The sequence below is a fragment of the Agromyces sp. Soil535 genome, assembly GCF_001428255.1.
Classification (GTDB): Bacteria; Actinomycetota; Actinomycetes; order Actinomycetales; family Microbacteriaceae; genus Agromyces.
This window is the reverse complement of sequence record NZ_LMRW01000012.1, coordinates 498,792-523,548: the sequence shown is the minus strand read 5'-3', so window position 1 is coordinate 523,548 and position 24,757 is coordinate 498,792. Positions and strand designations below refer to the sequence as shown.

27 protein-coding genes are annotated in these 24,757 nt (G+C 71.3%); 10 read left to right on the top strand and 17 right to left on the bottom strand.

Annotation, left to right across the window (positions count from 1 at the left end; all coding sequences use genetic code 11):
• Positions 1-133: 133 nt before the first annotated feature.
• A complete protein-coding gene (locus ASG80_RS11815) occupies positions 134-1,765 on the top strand; it encodes a sensor histidine kinase (protein WP_235508288.1) in 1,632 nt (543 codons plus the stop codon).
• A complete protein-coding gene (locus tag ASG80_RS11810) occupies positions 1,762-2,451 on the top strand; it encodes a response regulator (RefSeq protein WP_056730761.1) in 690 nt (229 codons plus the stop codon). The genes ASG80_RS11815 and ASG80_RS11810 overlap by 4 nt, the downstream gene beginning before the upstream one ends.
• 32 nt (positions 2,452-2,483) lie before the next feature.
• On the opposite strand, the gene ASG80_RS11805 is transcribed toward ASG80_RS11810, so the two are convergent.
• The 9 genes from ASG80_RS11805 to ASG80_RS11765 all read right to left on the bottom strand — a co-directional run bounded on the left by ASG80_RS11805 (position 2,484) and on the right by ASG80_RS11765 (position 12,170).
• Positions 2,484-3,023, bottom strand: coding sequence for a CinA family protein (locus ASG80_RS11805; RefSeq protein WP_235508287.1), 540 nt, complete (start codon positions 3,021-3,023; stop codon positions 2,484-2,486).
• A complete protein-coding gene (pgsA, locus tag ASG80_RS11800; RefSeq protein ID WP_056730760.1) occupies positions 3,020-3,634 on the bottom strand; it encodes a CDP-diacylglycerol--glycerol-3-phosphate 3-phosphatidyltransferase in 615 nt (204 codons plus the stop codon). The genes ASG80_RS11805 and pgsA overlap by 4 nt, the downstream gene beginning before the upstream one ends.
• An 80-nt stretch (positions 3,635-3,714) precedes the next feature.
• Complete coding sequence (locus ASG80_RS11795; protein ID WP_056730757.1) at positions 3,715-6,573, bottom strand: DNA translocase FtsK; 2,859 nt, start codon at positions 6,571-6,573, stop codon at positions 3,715-3,717.
• A gap of 128 nt (positions 6,574-6,701) precedes the next feature.
• Entirely contained in the window at positions 6,702-7,193 is a 492-nt protein-coding gene (locus ASG80_RS11790; protein ID WP_056730756.1) for a GNAT family N-acetyltransferase, read from the bottom strand.
• Positions 7,194-7,243: 50 nt separating this feature from the next.
• Positions 7,244-8,920, bottom strand: a complete 1,677-nt coding sequence (locus ASG80_RS11785) for a ribonuclease J (protein ID WP_056730754.1) — start codon at positions 8,918-8,920, stop codon at positions 7,244-7,246.
• A 64-nt stretch (positions 8,921-8,984) separates the two neighbouring features.
• Positions 8,985-9,959, bottom strand: coding sequence for a 4-hydroxy-tetrahydrodipicolinate synthase (dapA, locus tag ASG80_RS11780; RefSeq protein ID WP_082590169.1), 975 nt, complete (start codon positions 9,957-9,959; stop codon positions 8,985-8,987).
• A gap of 10 nt (positions 9,960-9,969) precedes the next feature.
• On the bottom strand, positions 9,970-10,404 hold the full coding sequence (locus tag ASG80_RS11775) for a hypothetical protein (protein ID WP_156401799.1): 435 nt from the start codon (positions 10,402-10,404) through the stop codon (positions 9,970-9,972).
• 432 nt (positions 10,405-10,836) lie between these two features.
• A complete protein-coding gene (locus ASG80_RS11770; protein WP_056730750.1) occupies positions 10,837-11,364 on the bottom strand; it encodes a dihydrofolate reductase in 528 nt (175 codons plus the stop codon).
• Positions 11,361-12,170, bottom strand: a complete 810-nt coding sequence (locus ASG80_RS11765; protein ID WP_056730747.1) for a thymidylate synthase — start codon at positions 12,168-12,170, stop codon at positions 11,361-11,363. The genes ASG80_RS11770 and ASG80_RS11765 overlap by 4 nt, the downstream gene beginning before the upstream one ends.
• Before the next feature lie 115 nt (positions 12,171-12,285).
• Here ASG80_RS11765 and ASG80_RS11760 point away from each other — a divergent pair, with 115 nt between their 5' ends.
• From ASG80_RS11760 to ASG80_RS11745, 4 genes are read left to right on the top strand one after another with little or no spacing between them, the layout of a single operon-like run.
• Positions 12,286-12,726: a thioredoxin family protein gene (locus ASG80_RS11760; protein ID WP_056730746.1), complete on the top strand. Its 441-nt coding sequence runs from the start codon at positions 12,286-12,288 to the stop codon at positions 12,724-12,726.
• Positions 12,713-13,171 carry a DUF4395 domain-containing protein gene (locus ASG80_RS11755; protein WP_056730744.1) on the top strand — a complete coding sequence of 153 codons (459 nt, stop codon included), beginning with the start codon at positions 12,713-12,715 and terminating at the stop codon, positions 13,169-13,171. Before ASG80_RS11760 ends, ASG80_RS11755 begins: the two co-directional genes overlap by 14 nt.
• Positions 13,172-13,226: 55 nt before the next feature.
• Positions 13,227-13,649 carry an OsmC family peroxiredoxin gene (locus ASG80_RS11750; protein WP_056730743.1) on the top strand — a complete coding sequence of 141 codons (423 nt, stop codon included), beginning with the start codon at positions 13,227-13,229 and terminating at the stop codon, positions 13,647-13,649.
• 9 nt (positions 13,650-13,658) lie between these two features.
• Entirely contained in the window at positions 13,659-14,555 is an 897-nt protein-coding gene (locus ASG80_RS11745) for a TIGR01777 family oxidoreductase (protein ID WP_369816250.1), read from the top strand.
• On the opposite strand, the gene ASG80_RS11740 is transcribed toward ASG80_RS11745, so the two are convergent.
• Positions 14,530-14,970, bottom strand: a complete 441-nt coding sequence (locus ASG80_RS11740) for a hypothetical protein (RefSeq protein ID WP_056730740.1) — start codon at positions 14,968-14,970, stop codon at positions 14,530-14,532. The genes ASG80_RS11745 and ASG80_RS11740 overlap by 26 nt on opposite strands.
• Complete coding sequence (dapB, locus tag ASG80_RS11735; RefSeq protein ID WP_056730998.1) at positions 14,967-15,716, bottom strand: 4-hydroxy-tetrahydrodipicolinate reductase; 750 nt, start codon at positions 15,714-15,716, stop codon at positions 14,967-14,969. The genes ASG80_RS11740 and dapB overlap by 4 nt, the downstream gene beginning before the upstream one ends.
• Positions 15,717-15,783: 67 nt before the next feature.
• Between dapB and ASG80_RS11730 the strand changes: the two genes are divergently transcribed.
• Positions 15,784-16,260: a GNAT family N-acetyltransferase gene (locus ASG80_RS11730; protein WP_056730738.1), complete on the top strand. Its 477-nt coding sequence runs from the start codon at positions 15,784-15,786 to the stop codon at positions 16,258-16,260.
• A 22-nt stretch (positions 16,261-16,282) separates the two neighbouring features.
• Here ASG80_RS11730 and ASG80_RS11725 read toward each other — a convergent pair whose 3' ends face one another.
• The 3 genes from ASG80_RS11725 to ASG80_RS11715 form a co-directional block, all read right to left on the bottom strand.
• A complete protein-coding gene (locus tag ASG80_RS11725; protein WP_056730736.1) occupies positions 16,283-16,885 on the bottom strand; it encodes a histidine phosphatase family protein in 603 nt (200 codons plus the stop codon).
• 38 nt (positions 16,886-16,923) lie between these two features.
• Positions 16,924-18,309: a pitrilysin family protein gene (locus tag ASG80_RS11720; protein WP_056730734.1), complete on the bottom strand. Its 1,386-nt coding sequence runs from the start codon at positions 18,307-18,309 to the stop codon at positions 16,924-16,926.
• A 67-nt stretch (positions 18,310-18,376) separates the two neighbouring features.
• Positions 18,377-19,468 (bottom strand): aldo/keto reductase, encoded by a 1,092-nt coding sequence (locus tag ASG80_RS11715; RefSeq protein ID WP_235508286.1) that lies wholly within the window; start codon positions 19,466-19,468, stop codon positions 18,377-18,379.
• 210 nt (positions 19,469-19,678) lie between these two features.
• Between ASG80_RS11715 and ASG80_RS11710 the strand changes: the two genes are divergently transcribed.
• From ASG80_RS11710 to ASG80_RS11700, 3 genes are read left to right on the top strand one after another with little or no spacing between them, the layout of a single operon-like run.
• Positions 19,679-20,404: a TetR family transcriptional regulator gene (locus ASG80_RS11710; protein ID WP_162256623.1), complete on the top strand. Its 726-nt coding sequence runs from the start codon at positions 19,679-19,681 to the stop codon at positions 20,402-20,404.
• A gap of 51 nt (positions 20,405-20,455) precedes the next feature.
• Positions 20,456-21,385: an ABC transporter ATP-binding protein gene (locus ASG80_RS11705; RefSeq protein WP_056730730.1), complete on the top strand. Its 930-nt coding sequence runs from the start codon at positions 20,456-20,458 to the stop codon at positions 21,383-21,385.
• Positions 21,382-22,179, top strand: a complete 798-nt coding sequence (locus ASG80_RS11700; protein ID WP_056730728.1) for an ABC transporter permease subunit — start codon at positions 21,382-21,384, stop codon at positions 22,177-22,179. The genes ASG80_RS11705 and ASG80_RS11700 overlap by 4 nt, the downstream gene beginning before the upstream one ends.
• Positions 22,180-22,242: 63 nt before the next feature.
• Here the strand turns inward: ASG80_RS11700 and ASG80_RS11695 are convergent, their stop codons facing one another.
• From ASG80_RS11695 to ASG80_RS11685, 3 genes are read right to left on the bottom strand one after another with little or no spacing between them, the layout of a single operon-like run.
• Complete coding sequence (locus tag ASG80_RS11695; RefSeq protein ID WP_056730994.1) at positions 22,243-23,061, bottom strand: CoA ester lyase; 819 nt, start codon at positions 23,059-23,061, stop codon at positions 22,243-22,245.
• Positions 23,058-23,579, bottom strand: coding sequence for a MaoC family dehydratase (locus ASG80_RS11690; protein WP_056730726.1), 522 nt, complete (start codon positions 23,577-23,579; stop codon positions 23,058-23,060). Before ASG80_RS11690 ends, ASG80_RS11695 begins: the two co-directional genes overlap by 4 nt.
• A 10-nt stretch (positions 23,580-23,589) precedes the next feature.
• The gene (locus tag ASG80_RS11685; RefSeq protein WP_056730724.1) at positions 23,590-24,750 is read right to left on the bottom strand and encodes an acyl-CoA dehydrogenase family protein; all 1,161 of its coding nucleotides are present in this window, start codon (positions 24,748-24,750) and stop codon (positions 23,590-23,592) included.
• Positions 24,751-24,757: the final 7 nt, after the last annotated feature.

Sequence of the window (24,757 nt, the reverse complement as noted above, 5' to 3'; positions counted from 1 at the left end):
GCGGAATGCTGCGGTCGTAAGGGTCGTACTGGTCGTTTCGGTCGATTCGGTCGTATTGGTCACGCCACCGGAGTGCGGTCGCCGGCCGCCCGTGAGGCACACTTGACGGGTGGGCCGGTCGATGACGCTAGGCATGCAGCTGTTGCTGCTGCAGGTCGCCATCGTGCTCACGACCGTCGTCGGCACCGGCGTCACCGCCATGTGGCTGCAGGAGCAACAGCTCCGCGACGCCTACCAGGACCGCATGATCGCCGTCGCCCAGTCGGTGGCCGGCCTCCCCGCGATCACCGAGGCGTTCGACGACGCCGACCCCGCTGCGACGATCCAGCCCGTCGCGGAGGTCATCCGACGGGCGTCGGACGTCACGTACGTCGTCGTCGCGAACGAGCACGGCATCCGGTACTCGCATCCCAACCCCGATCGCATCGGGGAGAAGGTGTCGACCGACCCCGCCATCCCGCTCTCCGGCGAGATCTACGTCGGCACCCAGACGGGCACGCTCGGCGAGTCATGGCGGGTGAAGGTGCCGATCTTCGATGGCGACGGCGAGGTGATGGGGCAGGTGTCCGTCGGCATCCTCGAGTCCGAGCTCCGCGCCGACTTCGTGGGCGGCCTCAGCGGCCTGCTGGCCGCGCTCGTCGTCGCCGCCGTGATCGGCGTGGTCGGGTCGGCATGGATCGGCCGGGTCATCCGTCGCCGCATCTACGGGCTGGAGCCCGACGAGATCCGGGCGATGCTGGAGACCCGGGAGGCGATGCTGCACGGCATCCGCGAAGGCCTGATCGCGGTCGACGACCGCGGACGCATCGTGCTGATGAACGACGCCGCCGCTCGCCTCCTCGACATCCCCGAGGCCGGCACGGTGCTCGGCTCGCCGGTGGACTCCGTGGTCGACGACGAGCTCGCGCGATTCATCACGTCGGGCGAGGATCGCGAGACCCCGGTGCTCTCCGGCGAGCGGGTGCTGCTCGTGCACGGCGACCGGGTGCGGGTCGACGGCCGCGACGTCGGGTCCATCGCCATCCTGCGCGACCGGACCGAGCTCGAGGCGATGCTGCGCGAGCTCGAGGGCGCCCAGGGCCTCGCCGAGGGACTCCGCGCGCAGTCGCACGAGTTCTCGAACAAGCTGCACGTGGTGAGCGGCCTGCTCGAACTGGGCCACGTCGACGCGGCCATCGCGTTCATCGAGCGGGTCGGCAGCGGCGGCGCACTCTCGGCGCTCGACGAGCACGACGGGATCGCCGATGTGGAGACCGCCGCGCTCGTGCTGGCGAAGCGGAGCCGCGCGCAGGAGCTCGGCATCTCCCTCGAGCTCGATTCCGGCTCGCACCTCGATGCCGCGGCGGCCGACGTCCCACGCACCGAACTGCTCACGGTGATCGGCAACCTGCTCGACAACGCGATCGAGGCCTGCGTCCTCGGCGGGCGGATCACGCTCTCGGTGCGCGATGACGAGGAACCCGCTGTCGTCGTCGTGCTCGTGGACGACGACGGCCCCGGCGTGCCCGCGGGGCGCCGCGAGGCGATCTTCGCGCCAGACGTGAGCGGCAAGGCGGCCACCCCGGGCAAGGCCAGGCGCGGCATCGGGCTCACGATCGTGCAGCGCGTCGCCGCACGCCTCGGCGGCTCCGTGACCGTCGGCGACTCCCCCGCCGGCGGCGCGCGCTTCACCGTGCGCCTGCCGTGGGTGGCGTCAGGGCACCGCGGCGGAGCCGAGGGCGCCGCCGTTGCGGCGAACGCCCAGGCGACGGGGGCGCGGCGGTGAGCGACATCCGCGTCGTGATCGTCGACGACGACTTCGCGGTCGCCCACGTGAACCGTGCGTTCGTCGACGCACAGCCCGGCTTCGTCGTCGTCGCCGAGGCGCACACGGGCACCGATGCGCTCACGGCGATCGAGCTGCACCGACCGCAACTCGTCCTGCTCGACGTGTACCTGCCCGACCTCGGCGGCCTCGACGTGCTGCGCCGCCTGCGCGCGGCAGGCGACGACGTGGAGGTCATCGCCGTCACCGCCGCGCGCGATCTCGACACGGTGCGACGCGCCCGACTCCTCGGCGTTCGCCACTACCTCGTGAAGCCGTTCTCGGGCGCGAGCCTGGGCGAGCGGCTCGGGGAGGTGCGCCGCGGCATCGCCGCCGACCGGGCGACGCCGACGGCGACGCTCGACCAGCGGGCCGTCGACCAGGTGCTCGGCTCGGCCACGACGCGCCGGGCGACGCTCCCCAAGGGCCTGTCGACCGTGAGCCTCGCCCGCGTCGCGGACGGGCTCGCTGCGTGCGACGTGGATGTCTCGGCCGCCGAGCTTGCCGAGTCGCTCGGCATGTCCCGGGTGAGCGCGCGCCGGTACCTCGAGCACCTCGTCGCGACCGGCGCTGCCGAGGTCGCGCCGCGGTACGGATCGGCCGGGCGCCCGGAGCATCGATACCGGATGCCGTCGCCGCGGCGATGACCCCTCGCGCGGAACGGCGATGCCGGGCGGCGTCAGTTCGCGCCGAGCCGCCGCAGCACCGCATCGAGCGCCTGACGCACGGTCTGCTCGCGGATCTCGCCGCGGTCGCCGTGCAACTCGAGCGCAACCGCCTCGATGTCGTCTCCGATCGCGACGCCGACGAAGACGGTGCCCGGCGCCTTGCCGTCCTGTTCGGTCGGCCCGGCGACGCCCGTCGTCGATACGCCGATGTCGGCCCGTCGACCGTCGACGGCGAGGACACGGCGAACGCCCGCCGCCATCTGGCGCGCAACCTCGGGATGCACGACTCCCTCACGGGCGACCAGCTCCGGTGAGACGCCGAGCAGGGACTGCTTCACGGCGGTGTCGTAGGCGACCACACCGCCACTGACCACGAGCGAGGCACCGGGGATCCGCGTGAGCTCGGCCACCACGAGTCCTCCCGTCAGCGACTCGGCGACCGCGATGCGCAGGCCGCGCCGGGTGAGCTCGGCGATCAGGCGCGCGGCCGGGTCGGACGAGCCGGCCCCCCGCTGCGGCATCCGCTCCTCGGCACCGGCACCCGTGCTCATGCCGTCGCGTCGCCCCCGCTGTGGCGCTCCCGCGCGAGCTGGCGGGCCTCGCGCACGTACAGGAGCCCCGACCACACCGTGAGCACGAGGGCGACCGCCATCGTCGCCCAGTTGAGCCAGAAGATCCAGTCGCCGACGATCGTCCAGAGCGGGAGGAGCGCGAGGGAGATCGCGATCGACTGCGCGAGGGTCTTGAGCTTGCCGCCGGATGACGCGGGCACCACGTTGCCGCGCCGCAGCTCGACGAGCCGCCACACGGTGATGCCCACCTCGCGCACCACGATCACGATCGTGACCCACCACCACAGCTCGTCGAGGATCGACAGGCAGACGAGCGCACCGCTCGTCAGGAGCTTGTCGGCGATCGGGTCGAGGAGCTTGCCGAGGTCGGTGACCAGACCGCGGGAGCGGGCGAGCCACCCGTCGACCCAGTCGGTCGAGATCGCGACGATGAAGATCACCGCCGCCCACCACCGCATCGGGCCGTCGGCTCCCGCGTCGGCGAGGAGCAGCCAGAAGACCAGCGGCGCCATGAGGATGCGGACGACGGTGATGGCGTTCGGCAGGTTCCAGTTCGCCGATCGCTCACGCCTTCCGGCGGAGGAGGTCATTTCGACAGCCTAACGTCCGCCCGCCCGCGCGCGATGCCCGACAGCACCGTGGTACTCACCGATGGCCGCGGGTCCCTGATTCAGTCGCGGCCGGTGAGGCCCCACGCGTCCTCGTCGTCGCCGCCCTCGACTTCGGGAAGCGCCGCCGTGGCGCGCGCGACGGGATCGTCGTCATACCGGTCGTCGGGCGCACCGTACGCCTCGGCCGCGTGGGTGTCCGCCTGCGCGGACCGCGGCTGCGGCGCGGGCGCGCCTGCCGGCTCCTCGCCGCGGAGCCGGGCGAGCACGTCGGGCAGCTGCTCGGCCGTGACGAGCACGTCGCGGGCCTTCGAGCCCTCCGACGGGCCGACGATCTCTCGCGACTCCAGGAGATCCATGAGTCGACCCGCCTTGGCGAATCCGACGCGCAGCTTGCGCTGCAGCATCGACGTCGAGCCGAACTGGGTCGACACCACGAGCTCGGCCGCCGCGAGCAGCAGCTCGAGGTCGTCGCCGATGTCGGAGTCGATCTCCTTCCGCTCGACGGCGGCCGCGACATCCTGCCGGTACTCGGGGCGCGCCTGCCGGGTCACGTGCGTGACGACCTTCTCGATCTCGGCCTCACTCACCCACGCGCCCTGCACGCGGATGGGCTTCGACGCACCCATGGGCAGGAACAGGCCGTCGCCCTGGCCGATGAGCTTGTCGGCGCCTGGCTGGTCGAGGATGACGCGCGAGTCGGTCACGCTCGTGACCGCGAACGAGAGCCGGCTCGGGACGTTGGCCTTGATGAGGCCGGTGACCACGTCGACCGACGGCCGCTGGGTCGCGAGCACGAGGTGGATGCCCGAAGCGCGCGCGAGCTGGGTGATGCGCACGATCGAGTCCTCGACGTCGCGCGGGGCGACCATCATGAGGTCGGCGAGCTCGTCGACCACAACGAGGAGATAGGGGTACGGCTTGAGCCGGCGCTCGCTGCCCGCCGGGAGCACGATCTCGTCGTTCACCACGGCCTTGTTGAAGTCGTCGATGTGGCGGAACCCGAACGACGCGAGGTCGTCGTACCGCATGTCCATCTCCTTCACGACCCACGAGAGCGCCTCGGCGGCCTTCTTGGGGTTCGTGATGATCGGCGTGATGAGGTGCGGCACGCCCGCGTACGGCGCGAGCTCGACGCGCTTGGGGTCGATGAGCACCATGCGCACGTCCGCCGGCTTCGCGCGCATGAGCAGCGACGTGATCATCGAGTTCACGAAGCTCGACTTTCCCGAGCCGGTGGACCCGGCGACGAGCAGGTGCGGCATCTTCGCCAGATTCGCCACGACGTAGCCGCCGCCCACGTCCTTGCCGACGCCGATAGTCATCGGATGCTTCGCGTTCGCCGCCGCGCCCGAGCGCAGCACGTCACCGAGGGTCACGATCTCGCGGTCGGCGTTCGGGATCTCGACGCCGATCGCGCTCTTGCCCGGGATCGGCGAGAGGATGCGCACCTCGTTCGAGGCGACCGCGTAGGAGAGGTTCTTCGACAGGGCGGTGACCCGCTCGACCTTCACGCCCGGTCCGAGCTCGATCTCGTACTGCGTGACGGTCGGTCCGCGCGAGAAGCCCGTGACCTTCGCATCGACCTGGAACTGGTCGAGCACGCCGGTGATCTGGCGCACGACGTCGTCATTGGCGGACGAGCGCGCCTTCGCGGGCGCCCCGGCCGCGAGCGTCGACGCCGCGGGCAGGTGGTAGGGACGCTCCGGTACGGATGCCGCAGGCCCGGCGCCGAGGCCGGCGTCACCGGATGCGGCGGCACCTGGCTCGCCGTCGGCGGGTTCGTCGAACACGGCGAGCACGTTCGTCGCCCCGGCGTCGTCGCCGCGCAGGCCGGTGCCGCCGCGCGGCACGTCGCCCGTGAACCCCTGCAGGGCGGACTCGGCGCGCTCGAGGTCGCCGATCACCCCGGTGCCGAAGGCGCCGGCGCCGCCGACCCCCTCGATCGGCGAATCGAAGCTGCCCGCAGCCGAGCCCGGCCCGAAGACCTCGGTGATGCCGTCGACGCCGCTCGCCTCGAACGCCGGGTCCTCCTCGCGGTTCGACGCGTTGCGTCGCCACCACGGCACGAGTCCGGTGCGCTCTGGTTCGTCGTCGAGCGCGTCGATGCCGTCGAGCTCGGCCTGTGCAGTCCTCTCACCCCTGCGCCGCGACTTCTTCTCACCCTCGGGCCGCTCCTCGGGCTCGGGCGCGCCGAACAGCCAAGCGTAGAGTTCGCGGAAGCGCGCCGGGATGCGAGTCGGCGGCGTCTTCGTGATGATGAGCAGCGACAGCACGAGCAGCACGATGATGACGACTGCCGCGCCGACGTCGGTGATGAGCAGGATCAGCGGCTGTGCGAGCATCCATCCGAGGATGCCGCCGGCGCGCGCCAGCACCGCCATGCCCTCGCGCGGCTCGGGTTGGCCGCCGAACAGGTGGCAGAGGCCGGAGACCGTCAGGAGCAGGAGGCCCACACCGATGCCGATACGCGTGTTGTCGTGCACCGAGCTCGGATGGCGGAAGAGCCACACGGCGAAGAGGAGCATCACCACGGGCAGCGCGAACGCGACCCGGCCGGTCAGTCCGCCGAACGTCCACGAGTCGAGCGTCTGGGCGACGGGATCGTTGATGAGGAACCACTCCACGACGGCCCCGACGACCGCGAGCACGATGATGAAGAAGGGCAGGCCGTCACGGCGCTCCTCCTTCGCGAGCGTCTCGGGGCCGAGCGCCCGCGCCGCGCCGCCCGTGACGTGGGCGAGCCCCATCCAGGCGCGCACGAGCGGGCCGGGGCGGTCGGGCCCGGCGTTCTTGGCCTTGGTGGCGCGCGAGCCGCGGGCAGCGGCCGCGGGGAGCTTCTTCGTGGGGGCCGTCTTGGCACTCGCACCACGCGCGGGCGTGCGCGGGGCGCGCCCGTTCGACCTGGTGCTCGTAGCCATGCCCCCCACGTTACGGCCCCCCGGCGGCCCTCGCCGACAGGACGCGGCGAGTGTCCGCGATCGGCGGATCCCTGCGTGAGACGGCCGAAGTGCTCGACGGATGCCGCCGGCCGCCGCCTGCGCCCGGTTCAGCCGAGCAGGCGCACCATGGTGTCGCGGTCTCGGCCCGTCTCCACGACCGAGAACCCCTCGGAGCGGTAGAGCGCGTGCGCGAAGTTGTCGTGCTCGACGCTCAGCGTGATGCGGGCGAATCCCGCCGTGCGCGCGGCATCCGTGAGGGCCCGCATGAGCGCACGCCCGACGCCCTGTGCGCGCCAGAGCGGGCGCACGCCGATGATGAGCTCGGGAACCCCGGTCGCGACGAACCCGCGCGCCGGCGCGTCGGCGGCGAAGAGCCGGTACCAGGCCGCGCCGATGGGCTTCGCGTCGCCGTCGATGGCCACGACGCCCGCGTCGGCGGGGCGCTGCCACCCGGCGATGTAACCACGGTAGACCGGGTCGGCGAGCACGGTGGGCCGCGGCCGGTTGACTCCCGCCCGCCAGTTCGCCGCCTCGACCACCATGTCCGCGAGGAAGGCGCCGTCGCTCGGGATGGCCGGGCGGATCGTGTAGTCCACCATTCGCGGATGCTACGCCCGGCGTGTTACCGCGGTGTTTCGGTTTGAGCGCGTCACGCCTCGATGACGAGCGGCACGAGCATCGGGCGGCGGCGGAGGCGGCGGTTCACCCACGTGCCGACCGTGCGACGCACCGCCTGCTGCAGCGCATGCTGGTCGCGGACGCCGTTCTGCGCCGCCTCGAGGAGGGCCGCCGAGATCTTCGGCTTGACCTCCTCGAAGACCGCGTCGTCCTCGGCGAACCCGCGGGCGTGGATCTCGGGACCCACGATGATGCGGCCGGTCGAGGCGTCGACGACGATGATCACCGAGATGAACCCCTCTTCACCGAGGATGCGGCGGTCCTTCAGGTCGGCGTCGGTGATCTCGCCGACCGTCGCGCCGTCGACGTACACGAACCCGAGGTCGAGCTGGCCCGCCACTCGCACCTGGCCGTCGCGCAGGTCGTAGACGGTGCCGTTCTCGCCGATGAAGGTGTTCTGCTCGGGGATGCCGGTGTCGCGCGCGAGCTGGGCGTTGGCGAAGAGGTGGCGGTACTCGCCGTGGATCGGCAGCACGTTCTTCGGCTTCAGGATGTTGTAGCAGTAGAGCAGCTCGCCCGCCGCCGCGTGGCCCGAGACGTGCACCTTCGCGTTGCCCTTGTGCACGACGTTGGCGCCGAGCTTCGTGAGGCCGTCGATGACGCGGTAGACGGCGTTCTCATTGCCGGGGATGAGGCTCGACGCGAGGATGACGGTGTCGCCCTCGCCGATCTCGATCTGGTGGTCGCGGTTGGCCATGCGCGAGAGCACGGCCATCGGCTCGCCCTGCGAGCCGGTCGACATGTAGACGATCTCGTCGTCTGGGATGTCGCCGGCCTTCTTGTAGTCGACGAGCACGCCCTCGGGCACCTTCAGGTAGCCGAGGTCGGCGGCGATGGTCATGTTGCGCACCATGCTGCGGCCGAGGAGCGCCACACGACGACCGTTGAAGGCGGCCGCATCGAGCACCTGCTGCACGCGGTGCACGTGGCTCGAGAAGCTCGCGACGATCACGCGACGCGGCGAGCGCGCGATGACCTCGTCGAGCACGGGGCCGATGGACCGTTCGAGTGGCGTGAAGCCCGGGACATCCGCGTTGGTCGAGTCGACCATGAACAGGTCGACTCCCTCCTCGCCCAGGCGTGCGAACTCGCGCAGGTCGGTGAGGCGGCCGTCGAGCGGCAGCTGGTCCATCTTGAAGTCGCCGGTCGCGAGCACCGTGCCGGCGCGTGTCTTGATCGCGACGGCGAGCGCGTCGGGGATCGAGTGGTTCACCGCGATGAACTCGAGGTCGAAGGGGCCGATCTTCTCGCGCTGGCCCTCATTGACGGTAAGGCTGTAGGGCTGGATGCGGTGCTCCTTGAGCTTCGCCTCGACGAGGGCGAGCGTGAGCGTGGAGCCGATGAGCGGGATGTCGGCCCGCAGGCGCAGGAGGTACGGCACCGAGCCGATGTGGTCCTCGTGGCCGTGGGTGAGCACGACGCCCACGATGTCGTCGAGTCGCTCCCGGAGGAACCCGAAGTCGGGCAGGATCAGGTCGACGCCCGGCTGGTGCTCCTCGGGGAAGAGGACGCCGCAGTCGACGATGAGGATCTTGCCGTCGATCTCGTAGCTCGTCATGTTGCGGCCGACCTCGCCGAGGCCGCCGATGGGGATGACGCGCAGCGTCCCGGGTTCGAGCGGTGCGGGATCGATGACGACGTCGGGCATGGGCCCTCCTTACGTTGCGGTGTTCAGTTCATGCGGCCGTTCCGGCGGATGCCTCGGCCGGCGTTCAGCGGGTGGTGCCGGCGATCTTCGGCAGGGCGCCGCCGGCGGCGGCGTTGCGATCGGGGCGGAAGTTGTGGAAGTCGACGCCGGGGATGCCCTGGACGAGGTCGATCTCGTCCTCGATGAGGGCGGCCTCCCACTCCTCGGGGCCGACGAGCGGCAGACGCACGCGCGGGCTCGAGATGCGCCCGAGGCCGTGCAGGATGTACTTCACTGCGACGGTGCCTGGCACGTGCGTGCCGACGGCGCGCACGAGCGGCTCGAGCTGCCGGTGGGCGGCGGTGGCCGTGGCGAGGTCGCCGCGGTTCACGGCGTCGACGATCGTGCGGTACGGCGCCGGAGCGATGTTCGAGGTCACGCCGATGAGCCCCGTCGCGCCGATCGAGAGGTGCGGCAGCACGTTCGCGTCGTCGCCCGAGAAGTACATGAGGTCGGTCTGGTTGAGCACCCGGCTCACCTCGGAGAAGTCGCCCTTGGCGTCCTTGATGGCGAGGATGTTGGGGTGCTTCGCGAGCCGGATGATCGTCTCGTACTTGATGGGCACGCCCGTGCGGCCGGGGATGTCGTAGAGGATCACCGGCAGGTCGGTGGCGTCGGCCACCATGCGGAAGTGCGTGAGGATGCCCGCCTGCGTGGGCTTGTTGTAGTACGGCGTGACGATCATGATGCCGTCGGCGCCGGCCTGCTCGGAGTGCTTGTAGAGCTCGATGGCGTGCGCGGTCTCGTTCGAGCCACCGCCCGTGATGATCTTCGCGCGGCCCGCGGCGACATCCCTGCCGACCTCGACGAGGCGGATCTTCTCGGAGTCGGTCAGCGTCGACGTCTCGCCGGTGGTGCCCGTAACGACGATGCCGTCGGCACCCGCGGAGATCACGTCGTCGATGTGCTTCTCGACCCCCGGCCAATCGACCTCGCCGTCCGCCGTCATCGGCGTGACGAGCGCGACGAGCACCTGTCCGAAGGGGTTGTCCTGAGCCACGTGCTCAAGGCTATCGGGTCGAGCGGATGCCGCGGTGCCCCGCAAGCACGCACCGCTCCCACTGACGCCACGCGGCCTCCGCGTCGACGACGGCCCGATTCCCCGTGGACGGGTGCCGCGGCCAATGAAGCCTTACGCTCCCCCACCCGCACTCGGGCTCACGCGACACCGCGTTCGCGGGCATCTCGATGTGCAGAACGCCGTCGTCCGCGACCAGTTCGCCGTGGAAGCGAAGAGCGCTCGCACAGGTGAGGCGCCCTCCGATCTCGCACGCCCGCACGGCGTCCACGTGCGTGTCGGGCAGCGCATACCAGGCCTGACGCACTCGAAGCAGCCCACCGTGGGCGACGAAGATGCGAACGGTTTGGTCGTCGAGCCCCATTCGGCGCAGATCGGATCTTCTCGCGATCCCTCCGAGGGCGGCCGTCTCCCGTTCGTATCTCATCAGCCGAGCTTGACCGAGGCGTCGCCCGCAGGCTCCGCGTGCGAACGGTCGCGGCCGGATCCGGTGTCGCGCGCCCCCTGTGGAGGAGAGCCCGCGACGGGGTCGACGGCGCATTCCCGGGTCTCTGAAATCTCGCCGGACTCCTGATGGCAAGGACGATCTGGGGCTGGTGTGGTTCTCCCGCCGCGTGAATACGTGTTGTCCCCCAGCTTCCTGAAAACAAGGACGACTCCTGAAGACAACCCGAACGACTCCTGAAAACAGGGACGACCTGGGGTGGCTCGGTTGTCCATGCCTCCAGATAACGAGGACGGGCATTCGACACGCGGGACGTGTCCTCGTTCTCAGGAGTCACACGGCCCGAACGTTGCGCCCCCACGCCCGCACTCAGGTGTCCGCGGCCGCACCGTCCGTGCTGGTCACCGATCAGAGTCAGGCTCGGGAATAGGTGAGGAAGCGGTAGCGGATGCCGCTGCTCGAGGTGTGCCAGCCCGACCCCGGGTCGACAGCCGTCATGTGCCATTCACCGCCCGGCGTCGGCGCGAAGGTGTCGCCGTCGACCGCGAGATCGAGCTCGGTGACCTCGAGGCGATCGGCACGCCCGATCGTCTCCGCGTAGAGCTGGGCGCCCCCGATGACCCAGACCCGCTCTGAGGCTCGACCAGCGGCGAGGGCGAGCGCGCCGTCGACCGAGCTCGCGACCTCGGCGCCGTCGGCCGACCAGTCGCGCTGGCGCGTGACGACGATGTTGCGCCGGCCCGGCAGGGGGCGGAACCGAGGCGACAGCGAATCCCAGGTCTTGCGGCCCATGACGACCGGCGCGCCGAGGGTGACCGCCCTGAAATGGGCGAAGTCTTCAGGGACGTGCCACGGCATGGCGCCGGCGCGCCCGATCACACCGCCCTCGGCCTCGGCCCAGATCAGGCCGATCGCGGGCGTCGCGGCATCCGCTCGGCTCATACGGCGACGGCCGCGCGGATGGCGGGGTGGTGCTGGTAGCCCTCCACGACGAAGTCGTCGTACTCGTAGTCGAAGATCGAATCGGGCTTCCGCGCGATCCGCAGCTTCGGCGCAGGGAAGGGCGCACGGGTGAGCTGCTCGGTGACCTGCTCGACATGGTTGTCGTAGATGTGGCAGTCGCCGCCCGTCCACACGAAGTCGCCGACCTCGAGGCCGGCCTGCTGGGCGACCATGTGGGTGAGCAGCGCATAGGAGGCGATATTGAACGGCACGCCGAGGAAGAGGTCGGCGCTGCGCTGGTAGAGCTGGCACGACAGGCGTCCGTCGGCGACGTAGAACTGGAAGAGCGCGTGGCACGGCGCGAGCGCCATGTCGGGGATGTCGGCCGGGTTCCACGCCGTGACGATGAGGCGGCGCGAGTCGGGGTTCGTGCGGATCTGATCGATGACCTGCGTGATCTGGTCGATGGTCGCGCCGGAGGGCGTCGGCCACGACCGCCACTGCACGCCGTAGACGGGGCCGAGCTCGCCCGAGGCATCCGCCCACTCATCCCAGATGGTGACGCCGTGCTCCCGCAGCCACCCGACGTTCGACTCGCCCCGGAGGAACCAGAGCAGCTCGTAGGCGATCGACTTGAAGTGCACGCGCTTCGTCGTGACGAGCGGGAAACCCTGCGAGAGGTCGAACCGCAGCTGCCGGCCGAACACGCTGCGCGTGCCGGTGCCCGTGCGATCGGTCTTGTGCGTACCGTGCTCGAGCACGTCGCGCAGGAGGTCTTCGTAGGGCGTGGGAATCGTCTCGGCCATCGCGTCGATGCTAACCCCGACCGGCGACGAGCGGGCGGATGCCGCTGGCGAGCCGCCCCGCGTCATCCTCCGTCACACGGGGCCGGCGGGCGGCGCGCCGACGTAGCATCGCGGCATGGACTGGCTCCCGGCGCTCATCGCGGGCGTCGCGCTGCCCGTGGGCGCCACGGCGATCGGCCTCGCCTGGCGGTCCCGAACCGGACGCGCACGCGCGGCGCGCGACGAGACGGTCACGTCCGACCTCGGCCTCGGCGCCGACGCGCTCGGCGCGTCCGCCACGCTCGTGCAGTTCTCCACCGCCTACTGCAGCCGCTGCCCTGCGACCGCCAGGCAGCTCGTGTCCATCGCGGGCGACTACACGGGCGTCCGGCACGTCGAGGTCGACCTCACGCATCGCCCCGACCTCGCCGACCGCTTCCACGTGCTCCAGACGCCGACCACGCTGATCCTCGACGCCCGCGGCGCCGCCACGGCGCGCATCGGAGGAGTGCCCCGCGCACACGACGTGCGTCACCGCCTCGACACACTCACCGGGAGGTCCCGTGTCACGTCCTGAGCCCGCCGGCATCGATCCGCGCGGCCCGCGCTTCACCGCGGCGATCACCGCCGTCCTGCTGCTCGTCGTCGCCGTGCTCGGCTTCGGCGGGGCGGACATCGCCGCCTGGATCCTCCTGGCCATCGTGAGCGCGGTCTTCGCGTGGAGCGCCTTCGCCGGCGTGCGCCGCAATCCGTTCGGCCTCGTCTTCCAGCGCCTCGTGCGACCTCGTCTCGCTCCGCCCGACGAGCTGGAGGACCCGCGCCCGCCGACGTTCGCCCAGGGCGTCGGCTTCGCCGTCACGATCATCGGCGTCATCCTCGGTGCCGCCGGCCTCACCGCCGCGGTGCCGATCGCGGCCTCCCTCGCGTTCGTCGCAGCCTTCCTCAACGCCGCGTTCGGGTACTGCCTCGGCTGCCAGCTGTACCTGCTCCTCGTGCGGGCGCGCGTCATCCCCAGGACCTGACGCCTGCGGCATCCACCGAGCTAGGCTGGGATCCCGGCGCGAGGAAGAGGATCCCATGGCAGTCACGAGTGAAGCGACGACCGTCTGGACCGGCACGCTCATCGAAGGTTCCGGCAACGTCGCACTCGATTCGTCGGGGCTCGCGACGTTCCAAGTGAACTGGAAAGCACGTGCCGAGGGCGTCGCGAACACGACGAACCCCGAGGAGCTCCTCGCCGCCGCGCATTCGTTGTGCTTCTCGATGGCGCTCTCACACGCGCTCACACAGGCAGGGACCCCGCCCGAGAGCATCCAGACCACCGCCGCCGTCACGTTCGAGGCGGGCAAGGGCGTGCTCGGCAGCCACCTGCTCGTCAGTGCCCGCGTGCCCGGCATCACCGAGGAGCGGTTCGAGGCGATCGCCGAGGACGCGAAGGTGAACTGCCCGATCTCGGGGGCGCTCTCCATCCCGATCACGATCGAAGCCGAGCTCGCCTAGACCGTGCACGTGCTCGTCGCCGGCGCGTCCGGCTTCATCGGAACCGCCCTCGTCGAGCGACTGACCGCCGACGGCCACGAGGTCGTGCGCCTGGTGCGTCGTCGTGCGCAGGGCCCCGATGAGGCCGCCTGGTCGCCGGGGGCGGGCATCATCGACTTCACGGTGATGGACCGCGTCGACGCGGTCGTGAACCTCTCAGGAGCACCGCTCGCGCGCCTGCCGTGGACGAAGACCTACCGCGGCGAGATCAACGACTCCCGCGTGACCGCGACGCGCACGCTCGCCGACGCCATGCGCAAGGCGCGACGCCCCCCGGCCGTGTTCCTGAGCGCGTCGGCCGTGGGCTTCTACGGCGACCGGCCCGGCGAGCTGCTCACCGAGTTCTCGAGCGCGGGCTCCGGATTCCTCGCCGAGGTCGTCGCGCGGTGGGAGGCCGCGGCCGCCCTCGCGCCCGATGACACCCGCACCGCCGTGTTCCGCACCGGCATCGTCGTCGGGCACGGCGGGGCCATGCAACGCGTGGGCACCCTCACCCGCTTCGGCCTCTCGAGCCGCCTCGGCACCGGCGGGCAGCATTGGCCGTGGATCTCGGTCCACGACGAGGTGTCGGCGATCGCGCACCTGCTCACCTCGAAGCTCTCGGGGCCCGTGAATCTCGCCGGCCCGACGCCCGCGACCGCGGACCGCGTGATGACGGCGATGGCCGAGCGGATGCATCGGCCCTACACGTTCGCCGTGCCAGAGCGGATGCTCGAACTCGCGCTCGGCCGTGCCGCCGACGAGCTCCTCCTCTCGAGCCAGAAGGTGCGGCCCCAGCGCCTGATCGACGACGGGTTCCGGTTCGAGCACGTCACGGTCGAGGCTGCACTCGACGCGATGCTCAGTGCTCCGCGCGCTCGAGCGTGATCGCCCGCCGCACCGCTCCCCTCGCGCGGCGACGGTCGCCCGACGCGTCGTAGGCGAGCCCGAGCCGCAGCCACGCGCGCCAGGAGTCGGGCTCGGCCTCTGCTGCCTCGCGAAACGCCGGGAACGCGGCATCCGCCGCCGCGCGCTCGGGGCGGCCGCTGGGCTTCACCGGGATGCCGAGGTCGATGCCGCCCTCGGCCTCGAGGCGGCGCACGAGAGCCTGCGAGCGCACGCCGAACGCGATCTCGCGCCACAGCGCCCACGCGGCGATGGTCGGCAACACGATGAGCGCGACGCCGATGCCCACCGCGGCCGGCTCCCCCGTGGCGACGAACTGCACCGCACGCCAGCCCACGAGCGCGAGGTAGAGCGCGAGCAGCACGGCCATGAGGATCGCGCCCGCCTTGGCGGTCATGAAGCGCCCGGGAGGCCCAGGTCGAGCAGGGCGTCGAGGCCGACGACGACGCCGGATGCCGCAGGCGCGCGTCGCAGCGCGAGCAGGATGCCCTGCACATAGGCCGACGACGACACGGTGGAGTGCGCGATGGTGAGCGTCTCGCCCTCGCCCCCGAGGACGACCCGCTGCTCGGCGAGCATGCCCGAGAGGCGCAGGCTGTGCACGGGCACGCCCGAGACGAGCTGGCCGCGGGCACGCTGGTCGGCGTGCGGCGCCGACACCGGCCCGACCGCGGCGCGCGCATCGCCGATCAGCTCGGCGGTGCGCACCGCGGTGCCGGACGGCGAGTCGACCTTGCCCGAATGGTGCGCCTCGACGATCTCGATGGAGTCGAAGAAGCGGGCCGCGAGCGCGGAGAAGGCGGTGCCGAGCACGCTGCCGATGGAGAAGTTGGGGATGAACAGCACCGCGCCAGCGTCCTCGTGGCCGCGCACGAACTGGGCGATCTCGGCGATGCGGTCGCTCGACCAACCCGACGTGCCGACGACGATCGGGATGCCGGCTCCGGTGGCGAACTCCACGATGCCGGCGCTGGCCGCGGGGTGCGTGACGTCGAGGGCGACGTCGGCGCCGAGCATCTCGTCGAGGCTCGAGCGCGAGTCGAGCGCCGCGTGCAGTTCGAGGTCGTCGGATGCCTCGATGAGCCCGATCGCCAAACGCCCCATCTTGCCCGTGGCTCCGGCCACGGCGACCCGTATCGTCACGTGCTTCACCCTAGCAAGCGCACGCACGCCGACCGGCCTGCTCATGCGGCCCGCATAGGCTGGTGGAATGCGGTTCCGAGAGGTCGACGTCACGAGCGCCGAAGCGCTGGCCCTGCTGCAGGCGTACTTCGCGGAGCGTGCGGCGGGCTTCCCCGCCGAGCAGGGCGAGTACCGTCCGACCTACCCGACGGCCCAGCAGTTCACGCCCCCGGCGGGCGTGTTCCTCGTGGTCGAGGAGCACGGCGAGGTGATCGGATGCGGCGGCGTGCGCCGCATCCAGCGGCGACCCGACACGTACGAGGTGCGTTTCGAGGTGAAGCACCTCTGGCTCGCCCCCGCCGCCCGCGGCCGGGGCGCCGGTCGCCGGCTCCTCCAGGAGCTCGAGCACCGCGCGGTGGAATTCGGGGCCCAGGAGCTCGTGCTCGACACGAACGCGAGCCTGGAGGCCGCCGGCGGCCTCTATCGCTCCAGCGGCTACGTCGGCATCGAGCCGTACAACGCGAACCCGAACGCGACGCACTGGTACGGCAAGCGCGTGGACTGAGCCCGCCGCGGCGGCACGGCCCTCAGAGTGCGTACTGCTCCGGCAACCCCGTGCGCAGCTCCGGTGGCAGGTGGGCCATGTCGTTGTGCACGAACAGGCTCCACGGGCGCCCGGACTTCTGCGTGAGCACGGTGAGCCCGCAGTTGCCCTGGGTGATCGACAGCCAGCGCCACTCGGGCGCGCCGAGGGCCTCCCGCACGAGCCACGCGATCACGAAGTTGTGCGTGATGAGCAGGTCGTGGCGGTCCTCGCGGTGCGATCGCAGGAACTCGGACGCGGCGTCGGCCATCTGCGCGCTGCCCGCCTCGATCTCGGCCTCGGTCACGGATCCGAAGAACGGGTCGTAGACCTTCGGCGTCTCGGGTGCGGGGCCCGACGGGATGCAGTCGAACAGCAGCGCCGACGGCTCCGGCTTCAGCGCCGGCATCTTCGACGCGATGATCGCAGCCGTCTCGGCGGCGCGCTGCAACGGCGAGTGCCACGCGTTGTCGAACGGAACGCCGCCGAGGCGCTCGCCGAGGAGCTCCGCCTGGCGGCGCCCGCGCGGGGAGAGGGGCCCGTCGGGCATGCCGTGCTCGGCGTCGAGCTGCTCGCCGTGGCGGACGAGGTAGAGATGGTGGGGCACGGTTCCGCTTTCCTGTACTGCGTCGATCGGTGCCGGCGTCAGGCGACGTCGGTGCTGGGTGCGATCTCGTCGACCGCACCACGAAAGGCCGCCTCGTCGGTCGCGCCGACGGCGACCAGCGAGAAGGGCCAGGATACGAGGTCCGCCGCCAGCGCCTGCACGTCGTCGACCGTGACGAGTGCGATGCGGCGGAGGGCCTCATCGAGGTCGGCGAACTCGCCGAGCGTGAGCTCGGCCCGCCCGAGCCGGGACATCCGAGTGTCGGAGTCCTCGAGCGCGAGCGCCGAGGCGCCGCCCAGCTGTCCGCCGGCGCGACGCAGCTCGTCGGCCGTGACGCCGTGCTCGGCGACCCGCTCGAGTTCGGTGCGCATGAGCGCCGCGACGGTGCCGGCCTTCGCCGGGGCGCACCCGGCGTACATCCCGAACAGGCCCGCGTCGGAGTAGCCGGGCGCGAACGAGTACACGGAATAGGCGAGGCCGCGGCGCTCACGCACCTGCTGGAACAGCCGCGACGACATGCCGGAGCCGAAGATCGCGTTGAGCACGCTCATGGTGGAGCGCCGCTCGTCGGTGGCCACGAGCCCCGGCACGCCGAGCAGCAGGTTCACCTGCTCGGTGGGGCGCGGCACCACGGTGAGCGCGGTGCCCGGCGCGAGCTCGGCGGGCTCGGTGGTTCGGCGCTCGACGGGCGCTCCCTCGATCGAGAGGTCCCATCCGTGTCTGGTGAGGGCGACCTCGAGCTCCGTGAGGAGCACGTCGTGGTCGACCGCCCCGGCCACCGTGACGACGAGGTCCTGCGGACGGTAGTTCGCCCGGTAGTGCTCCCGCACCGCGTCCCGCGTTGCGGCACGGATCGTCTCTGGGCTGCCGCCGATCGGCCGGCCGAGCGGGTGCTGCCCCAGCACCGCCTCGAAGAAGCGTTCGTTCGCGACGTCCGCAGGGTCGTCGCCGGCCATCGAGAGCTCCTCGAGGATGACGCCGCGCTCGTTGTCGAACTCGACCGGATCGAGCAGCGACGACGTGAACATGTCGGCGAGCACGTCGACCGCCATGGGCAGGTCGCGGTCCTGCACCTTGGCGTAGTAGCACGTGTACTCCTTCGCGGTGAGCGCATTGTGCTCGCCGCCGACGGCGTCGAAGGAGATCGCGATGTCGAGCGCGGAGCGGCTCGTGGTGCCCTTGAAGAGCAGGTGCTCGAGGAAGTGCGTGGAGCCGTAGGTGGCGGGGTGCGTGGCATCCGCGTAGTGCTCGTCGCGCGAGCCCACGGCGACCCAGAAGCCGACGGTGACGCTGCGACTGCCGGGCACCTGTTCGCTGAGCACCCGAACGCCCGACCGGAGCACACTGCGCCGGACTCGCGCGTCGCCTGCTGCCGTGAAGGAGAGTTCGGCCTGGCCGAGTGGGAGGTCGACGGCGCCGTTCATCCCGTCCAGCCTATGTCACCCCGGCCGGATCGGGCAGGGCGACGGCGCAACGGCGCGCCTGCGCGCGTCAGGCGGACGCGCGGTCGAGCTCGACGAGGTCCGAGCGGTGCAGTTCCACGGATGCCGCGGCGATGAGCGCGTCGACCTGGTCGGGCCGCGTGGCGCTCGCCACCGGCGCCGCCACCGTGGGCTTCGCGAGGAGCCACGCGAGCGCGATCGTCGCGGGCTGGACCCCATGCGCGAAGGCGATCTCGTCGAGCGCCGCCAGCACGCGGTGACCGCGACGGCCGAGGTGGCGGGCGAGCCGCTCGCCGCGGGCGTCGCGGCGAACCTCGGAGCGCCGCCGCACCTGCCCGCCGAGGAAGCCGTTCGCGAGCGCGAAGTACGGCAGCACGGCGACGCCCTGCGCGTGCGCCACGAGTTCGGTGGCACCCTCGAAAGGGCGTCGCTCCATGAGGTTGTAGCGGGTCGTGAGGAGTTCGAAGCGCGGCAGTCCGTTCGCCGCGAGCACGCGCGCCTCGATGAGGCGTTCGGGTGAGAAGTCGGAGGCGCCGATCGCGAGCACCTTGCCCTGGCCGATGAGGGCGTCGACGGCGCCGAGGCTCTCCTCGAGGGGAACCCGGGGGTCGTCGCCGTGGAAGAACAGCACGTCGATGCGGTCGGTGCCGAGTCGGAGCAGCGAGTCGTCGACCGCGGCACGGATGTCGACCGGGGCGAGGCCCTCGTGGTCGGGGTGGCGGCCGACCTTGGTCATGACCCGCATGCGGTCACGCGTGTGCCGCGAGCGCATCCATGAGCCGATGATCGACTCGCTGCGCCCGGCCGCGTAGCTGTCGGCCGTGTCGAGGAGGTCGCCGCCGGTGCCGGCGAAGCGGTCGAGCACGGCGAACGCGTCGTCCGGCCCCAGCGTCCACCCGAATGTGCTGCCGCCGAGTGCGAGCGGGTGCGCCGCGAGATCGGTCCCTCCGAGCGTCGTGCGCACCGGCACCGTGATCGGCCCCGACAGGGTGTTCGACTCGACGGTCTCGACGCGCAGGGTCGGCGTGGGTGACGCCGTGACGCTCGTCGTGTCGTCCATCGACGCCGTCATCACGCCATCGACGAGCGTCGCCCCCGCGACGCTCGCCGCGTGGGCCCGGTAGCTGTGCCGTCGTGCCACGCGCCCCCTCCTCCCCAGGATTGACTCTGAGAATACGTCCTCGGGGTACCTGTACCCCGGAAGACAGGGTGAACCCTTCCCAACCGTTACCGAATCGTTTGCATTGACTGAGCGGCGTGTCCCCCGAAATGGAGGCGAACGCCATGCTATGGCCCCTGATCTGGGGACGTGTGGTTGCGAAGGATTGAACACGTGTTTAGGATCATGAACGTGCGTTCAGTCCCGTTCGAGGACGCGACCGCGTCGGCCCGGATCCGGGATGCGGCGATCGCGCGCTTCGGCGCGCAGGGGTACGACCGCACCAGTGTCCGGGAGATCGCCGCCGACGCGGGCGTCAGCCCGGCCCTCGTCATCCACCACTTCGGGTCGAAGGAGGCCCTGCGGCACGCGTGCGACGACTGGCTCGCGACGCAACTCATCGGCGAGAAGACCCGGGTTGCGGCGCCCGAGGTCGCCGCCACCATCCGGGAGTGGCTCGACGACCCAGAGCGCTTCCGGCCCTACATCGACTATTTCGCGACGATGCTGGCCGATGGCACCGAGGGCGGCAACCGGCTCTTCGACCGTCTCGTGCACGACACTGCCGCGATGCTCGACGCCGGCGTCGCCGACGGGTCGATGCGCGAGAGCTCCGATCCCGGGATGCGGGCCCTGATCATCACCGTCCACGGTCTCGCGCCGCTGCTCCTGCGCGACCAGCTCGCGCGCGCGATGGGCACGCCGTTCGCGAGTTCTGCAACGATCCGGCGGATGACCCGGCCCATGCTCGAGCTCTACACGCACGGCCTCTACGCCGACTCCCGCATGCTCGACGCCGCCGACGAAGCGCTCAGGGGTGTCGCCCCGACGGGGAGCGAACCGCGATCCGACAAGGGACCCGGCAACCCGAACCAGGACCCCGATCCCCCGACGCACGGTCGACCCGACACCTGGTGAGGGGCCCGCAACGCGGCATCCGTCCCTCATTCGACCCTGAAAGGACCAGAGATGACCGAACCCACTGCCGCCGTCTCGACACGCGGCCTGACCAAGCGCTACGGCTCGACCCCGGCCCTGCACGGCATCGACCTCGACATCCCCCGCGGGCTGGTGTTCGGCGTGATCGGCCCCAACGGCGCCGGCAAGACCACCACGATGCGCCTGCTGCTCGACATCATCCGTCCGACCGCCGGCGAGGTCCGCGTGCTCGGCAAGGCGCCGCGGGCCGGCAGTGCGGCGCTGCGCCGCCGCATCGGCTACCTCCCGGGCGAGCTGCACCTCGCGAGCCGGGTGCGCGGGCGTGAGTTGCTCGCCCACTATGCCGAGATCTCGGGACCGGTGCGGCGCGGCGCGGCGGAGGATCTCGCCGACCGGCTCGACCTCGACCTCTCCAGGCCGGCGCGCAGCCTCTCCAAGGGCAACAAGCAGAAGCTCGGGCTCATCCAGGCGTTCATGCACGAGCCCGAGCTGCTGGTGCTCGACGAGCCGACGAGCGGGCTCGACCCGCTCGTGCAACAGGAGTTCCACGGCATGCTGCGCGACGCGAAGGCCGCCGGGCAGACCGTGTTCCTCAGCTCGCATGTGCTGAGCGAGGTGCAGCAGACGGCCGACCAGGTCGCCATCCTCCGCGAGGGCCGCATCGTGAAGCAGGCGACCGTCGCGGAGCTGCGCGAGACGGCGCTGCGTCGGGTGCGCGTGGTGGTGGAGGAGTCGCAGGTGCCGCGCGCGCGAGCCGTGCTCGCCCGGGTGCCGGGGCTCGAGGAGCTGACCACCCGACTCGACCGCGAGGGCGCCGTCGCCCTCATGGCGGTGCTCAACTCGCACGTCGACGCGTTCGTGAAGGCGGTCGCCACGCTCGACGTGATCGACGTGACGATCGAGGAGCCCGACCTCGAGGAAGCCGTCCTGGGGTTCTACGGCGAGGATGAAGTCCGATGAAGCGCGTGCTGCCCCTCTTCCGCCGCACGCTCTTCGACGGCTGGCGCGGGCTCCTCGGCTGGAGCGCGGGCATCGTCGCCATCCTCGCCATCTACCTGCCCGTCTACTCGTCGCTCGCCTCGAACGGGCAGTTCGAGGAGATGATCGCCTCGCTTCCGCCCGAGCTCGTGAACACGCTCGGGTACGACCAGATCGCGACCGGCGCCGGATACGTGCAGGCCACGTTCTTCGGCCTCGTCGGCTTGGTGATGATCTCGATCGCCGCCGTCGGCTGGGGCACCGGCGCCATCGCGAACGACGAGGAGACCGGCCAACTCGAGCTCACGCTCGCGCACGGCGTCACGCGCGGCCAGCTCTACGCCGAGCGGACGGCGGCGGTTGCGGTCAAGCTGGCATGGCTGGGCCTCGTCGCCGTCGTGATGGTGCTCGCGCTGAACGGGCCGAGCGACCTCGGGGTCGAGGTCGCTCCGCTGTTCGCCGCCGCCGGGGCGTTCGTCGGCCTCGGCCTGTTGGCCGCGTCGGCATCGATCGCCGTCGGCGGCGTCACCGGGCGACGCAGCTGGTCGCTCGGCGCCGGCGCCGCCGTCGCGGTGTACGGCTACACCGTCAACGCGCTCGGCAACCAGACCGAGGACCTGAATTGGCTGCACGAATTCTCGCCGTTCAGCTGGGCCTACGGCGCCGACCCGGTCACCGAGGGGTGGGACTGGCGCATCTGGCTCGTCTACGGCGTTGCCGCGCTCTTCCTCCTCGTGGGCTGGCTCGTGTTCCGGCGACGGGACGTCGCGATCTGAGAGGCCTCGACCGAGCGGATGCCGCGGCGTCGCGTCGTGGCATCCGCTCGTTGAGGCGTGCGGTCAGGGCCGCCCGGCACGCCGGACGAGCGCCTCGGCCTGCCGCAGGACCGGAGCATCGACCATGTCCCCGCGGAACACGAACACCCCGGGCTCGGATGCCGCGGTCGCGAGCACGGCGCGCGCCCACTCGAGCCGCTCGGGATCGGGGCGGTACGCCTCCCGCACGACCGCGACCTGCGAGGGGTGGATGCAGGCGGTCGCCGCGAATCCGAGCGCGGCCGCGTCCTCCGCCTCGGCGCGCAGGCCCGCGGCGTCGGCGATCTCGAGGTGGACCGTGTCGATCGCGGCGACGCCGTGCGCACCCGCCGCGAGCAGCACCTGGGACCTGGCGTGCGTCGCGACATCCCGGTAGCGGCCGTCGGCGTGACGGCTCGACGATCCGCCGAGCGACGCGACGAGGTCCTCTGCCCCCCACATGAGCGCCGACACGTTGGGCAGGGCCGCGACCTCAACCGCGGCGAGCACGCCCCTGGCGGTCTCGCACAGGGCGATCACCTCGAACTCCTCGAGGTCGACGAGGTCGGCGGTGTCCTCGCACTTGGCGAGCATCACCGTGCGGTACTCCGTCGTCGCGAGGGCGGCGACGTCGTCGGCGAAGTGGGCGCTGGACGCTGGGTTCACGCGCACGATCACGCGCTCGGGGTCGAGCGTCGCTGCGAGGAGCGCGAGCCGGGCGGCATGCTTGGCGTCGTCGGCGACAGCATCCTCGAGGTCGAGGATCACCGCGTCGGATCGCTCAGCCGCCTTCGCGAAGCGGTCGGGCCGGTCGGCCGGGCAGAAGAGCAGCGCCGGGCCGAATCGGAACGGCGGATGCGTCATGCGCTCGCCGCGCCGCCTGCGGCCGGCTGCCGCTCGCCGGCCTCGCGCGTCCACACGAGCATGGTGCGCGATGCGGTCGCGACCACGACGCCGTCCTGGTTGCGCGCCGTGTGCGCGAGCACCACGAGCCCCTGGCCCGGGCGCGACGCCGATTCGCGCTTGGACGTGACGACGCTCTCGCCGTAGAGGGTGTCGCCGACGAAGACCGGGTGCGGGAACGCCACCTCGCCGAATCCGAGGTTCGCCACGAGCGTGCCCTGCGTGAGCTGGCCGACCGACTGGCCCACGAGCGTCGACAGCGTGAAGAGCGAGTTCACGAGTCGCTGCCCGAACGGCTGACCGGCCGACCACGCCGCGTCGAGGTGGAGCGGCTGCGGGTTCATGGTGAGGGTGGTGAACAGCACATTGTCGGCCTCGGTGACCGTGCGTCCTGGGCGATGCAGGTAGCGCACGCCCTCCTCGAACTCCTCGTACCAGAGCCCGCGCTGCACGACTTCGCGCATTGGGGCATCCGTCATGGTGAACCTCCTAGCCGATGCCCAGCTCGCGTGCGATGACCATGAGCTGCACCTCGTTCGTGCCCTCGCCGATCTCGAGGATCTTCGAGTCACGGTAGTGCCTCGCCACGAGGCTCTCGTTCATGAAGCCCATGCCGCCGAAGATCTGCGTGGCGTCCCGGGAGTTGAGCATGGCGGCGTCGCTCGAGATGAGCTTCGCCATCGCGGCCTCCTTCTTGAACGGAAGGTCTGCATCGACGCGGCGGGCGGCGTCGTGCCAGGCGAGCCGTGCGGTGTAGACGCGGGCCTGCATCTGGGCGATGGTGAAGGCGACGTACTGGTGCGACGCGATCGGCACGCCGAAGACGTTGCGCGTCTTGGCGTAGCTGAGCGCCTCGTCGAGGCAGCCCTGAGCGACGCCGGTCGCCAGCGCGGCGATCGCGATCCGACCCTCGTCGAGCGTGCGCAGGAAGTTGGCGAAGCCGCGACCGCGTTCGCCGAGCAGGTTGGCGACCGGCACCCGCACGTCGTCGAACGTGAGCGGATGCGTGTCGGAGGCGCGCCAGCCCGACTTGTCGTAGCCCGGCGCGACGGTGAATCCCGGCGTTCCGTTCGGCACGATGATCGTCGAGAGCTCCTTCGAGACCGAGCCGTCGGGGCGCTCGCGCTCGCCGGTCACCGCCGTGACCGTGACGAACTTCGTGATCGGCGTGCCCGAGTTGGTGATGAACTGCTTCGAGCCGTTGATGACCCACTCTTCGCCGTCGAGCACCGCCGTCGTGCGGGTCGCCCCGGCGTCGGACCCGGCCTCGGACTCCGTCAGGCCGAACCCGGCGAGTGCGCGCCCGGCGACGAGGTCGGGAAGGTACTCGGCCTTCTGCTCGTCGGTGCCGTGACGATAGATCGGCATGGCACCCAGGCCGACGGCCGCCTCGAGCGTGATCGCGATCGACTGGTCGACGCGGGCGAGGGCCTCGATCGCGAGGCACAGCGCCATGTAGTCGCCGCCCTGGCCGCCGTGCTCCTCGGGGAACGGCAGGCCGAAGAGCCCGAGTTCGCCCATCTGCGCGACGACGTCCATCGACAGCGTGTGGGTGCGGTCGGCCTCGTACGACTGCGGCGCGACCACGGTGTCGGCGAACTCGCAGACCATGTCGTACAGCTGCTGTTCCTCGTCGGTCAGGTCCTGCATGGTGCTC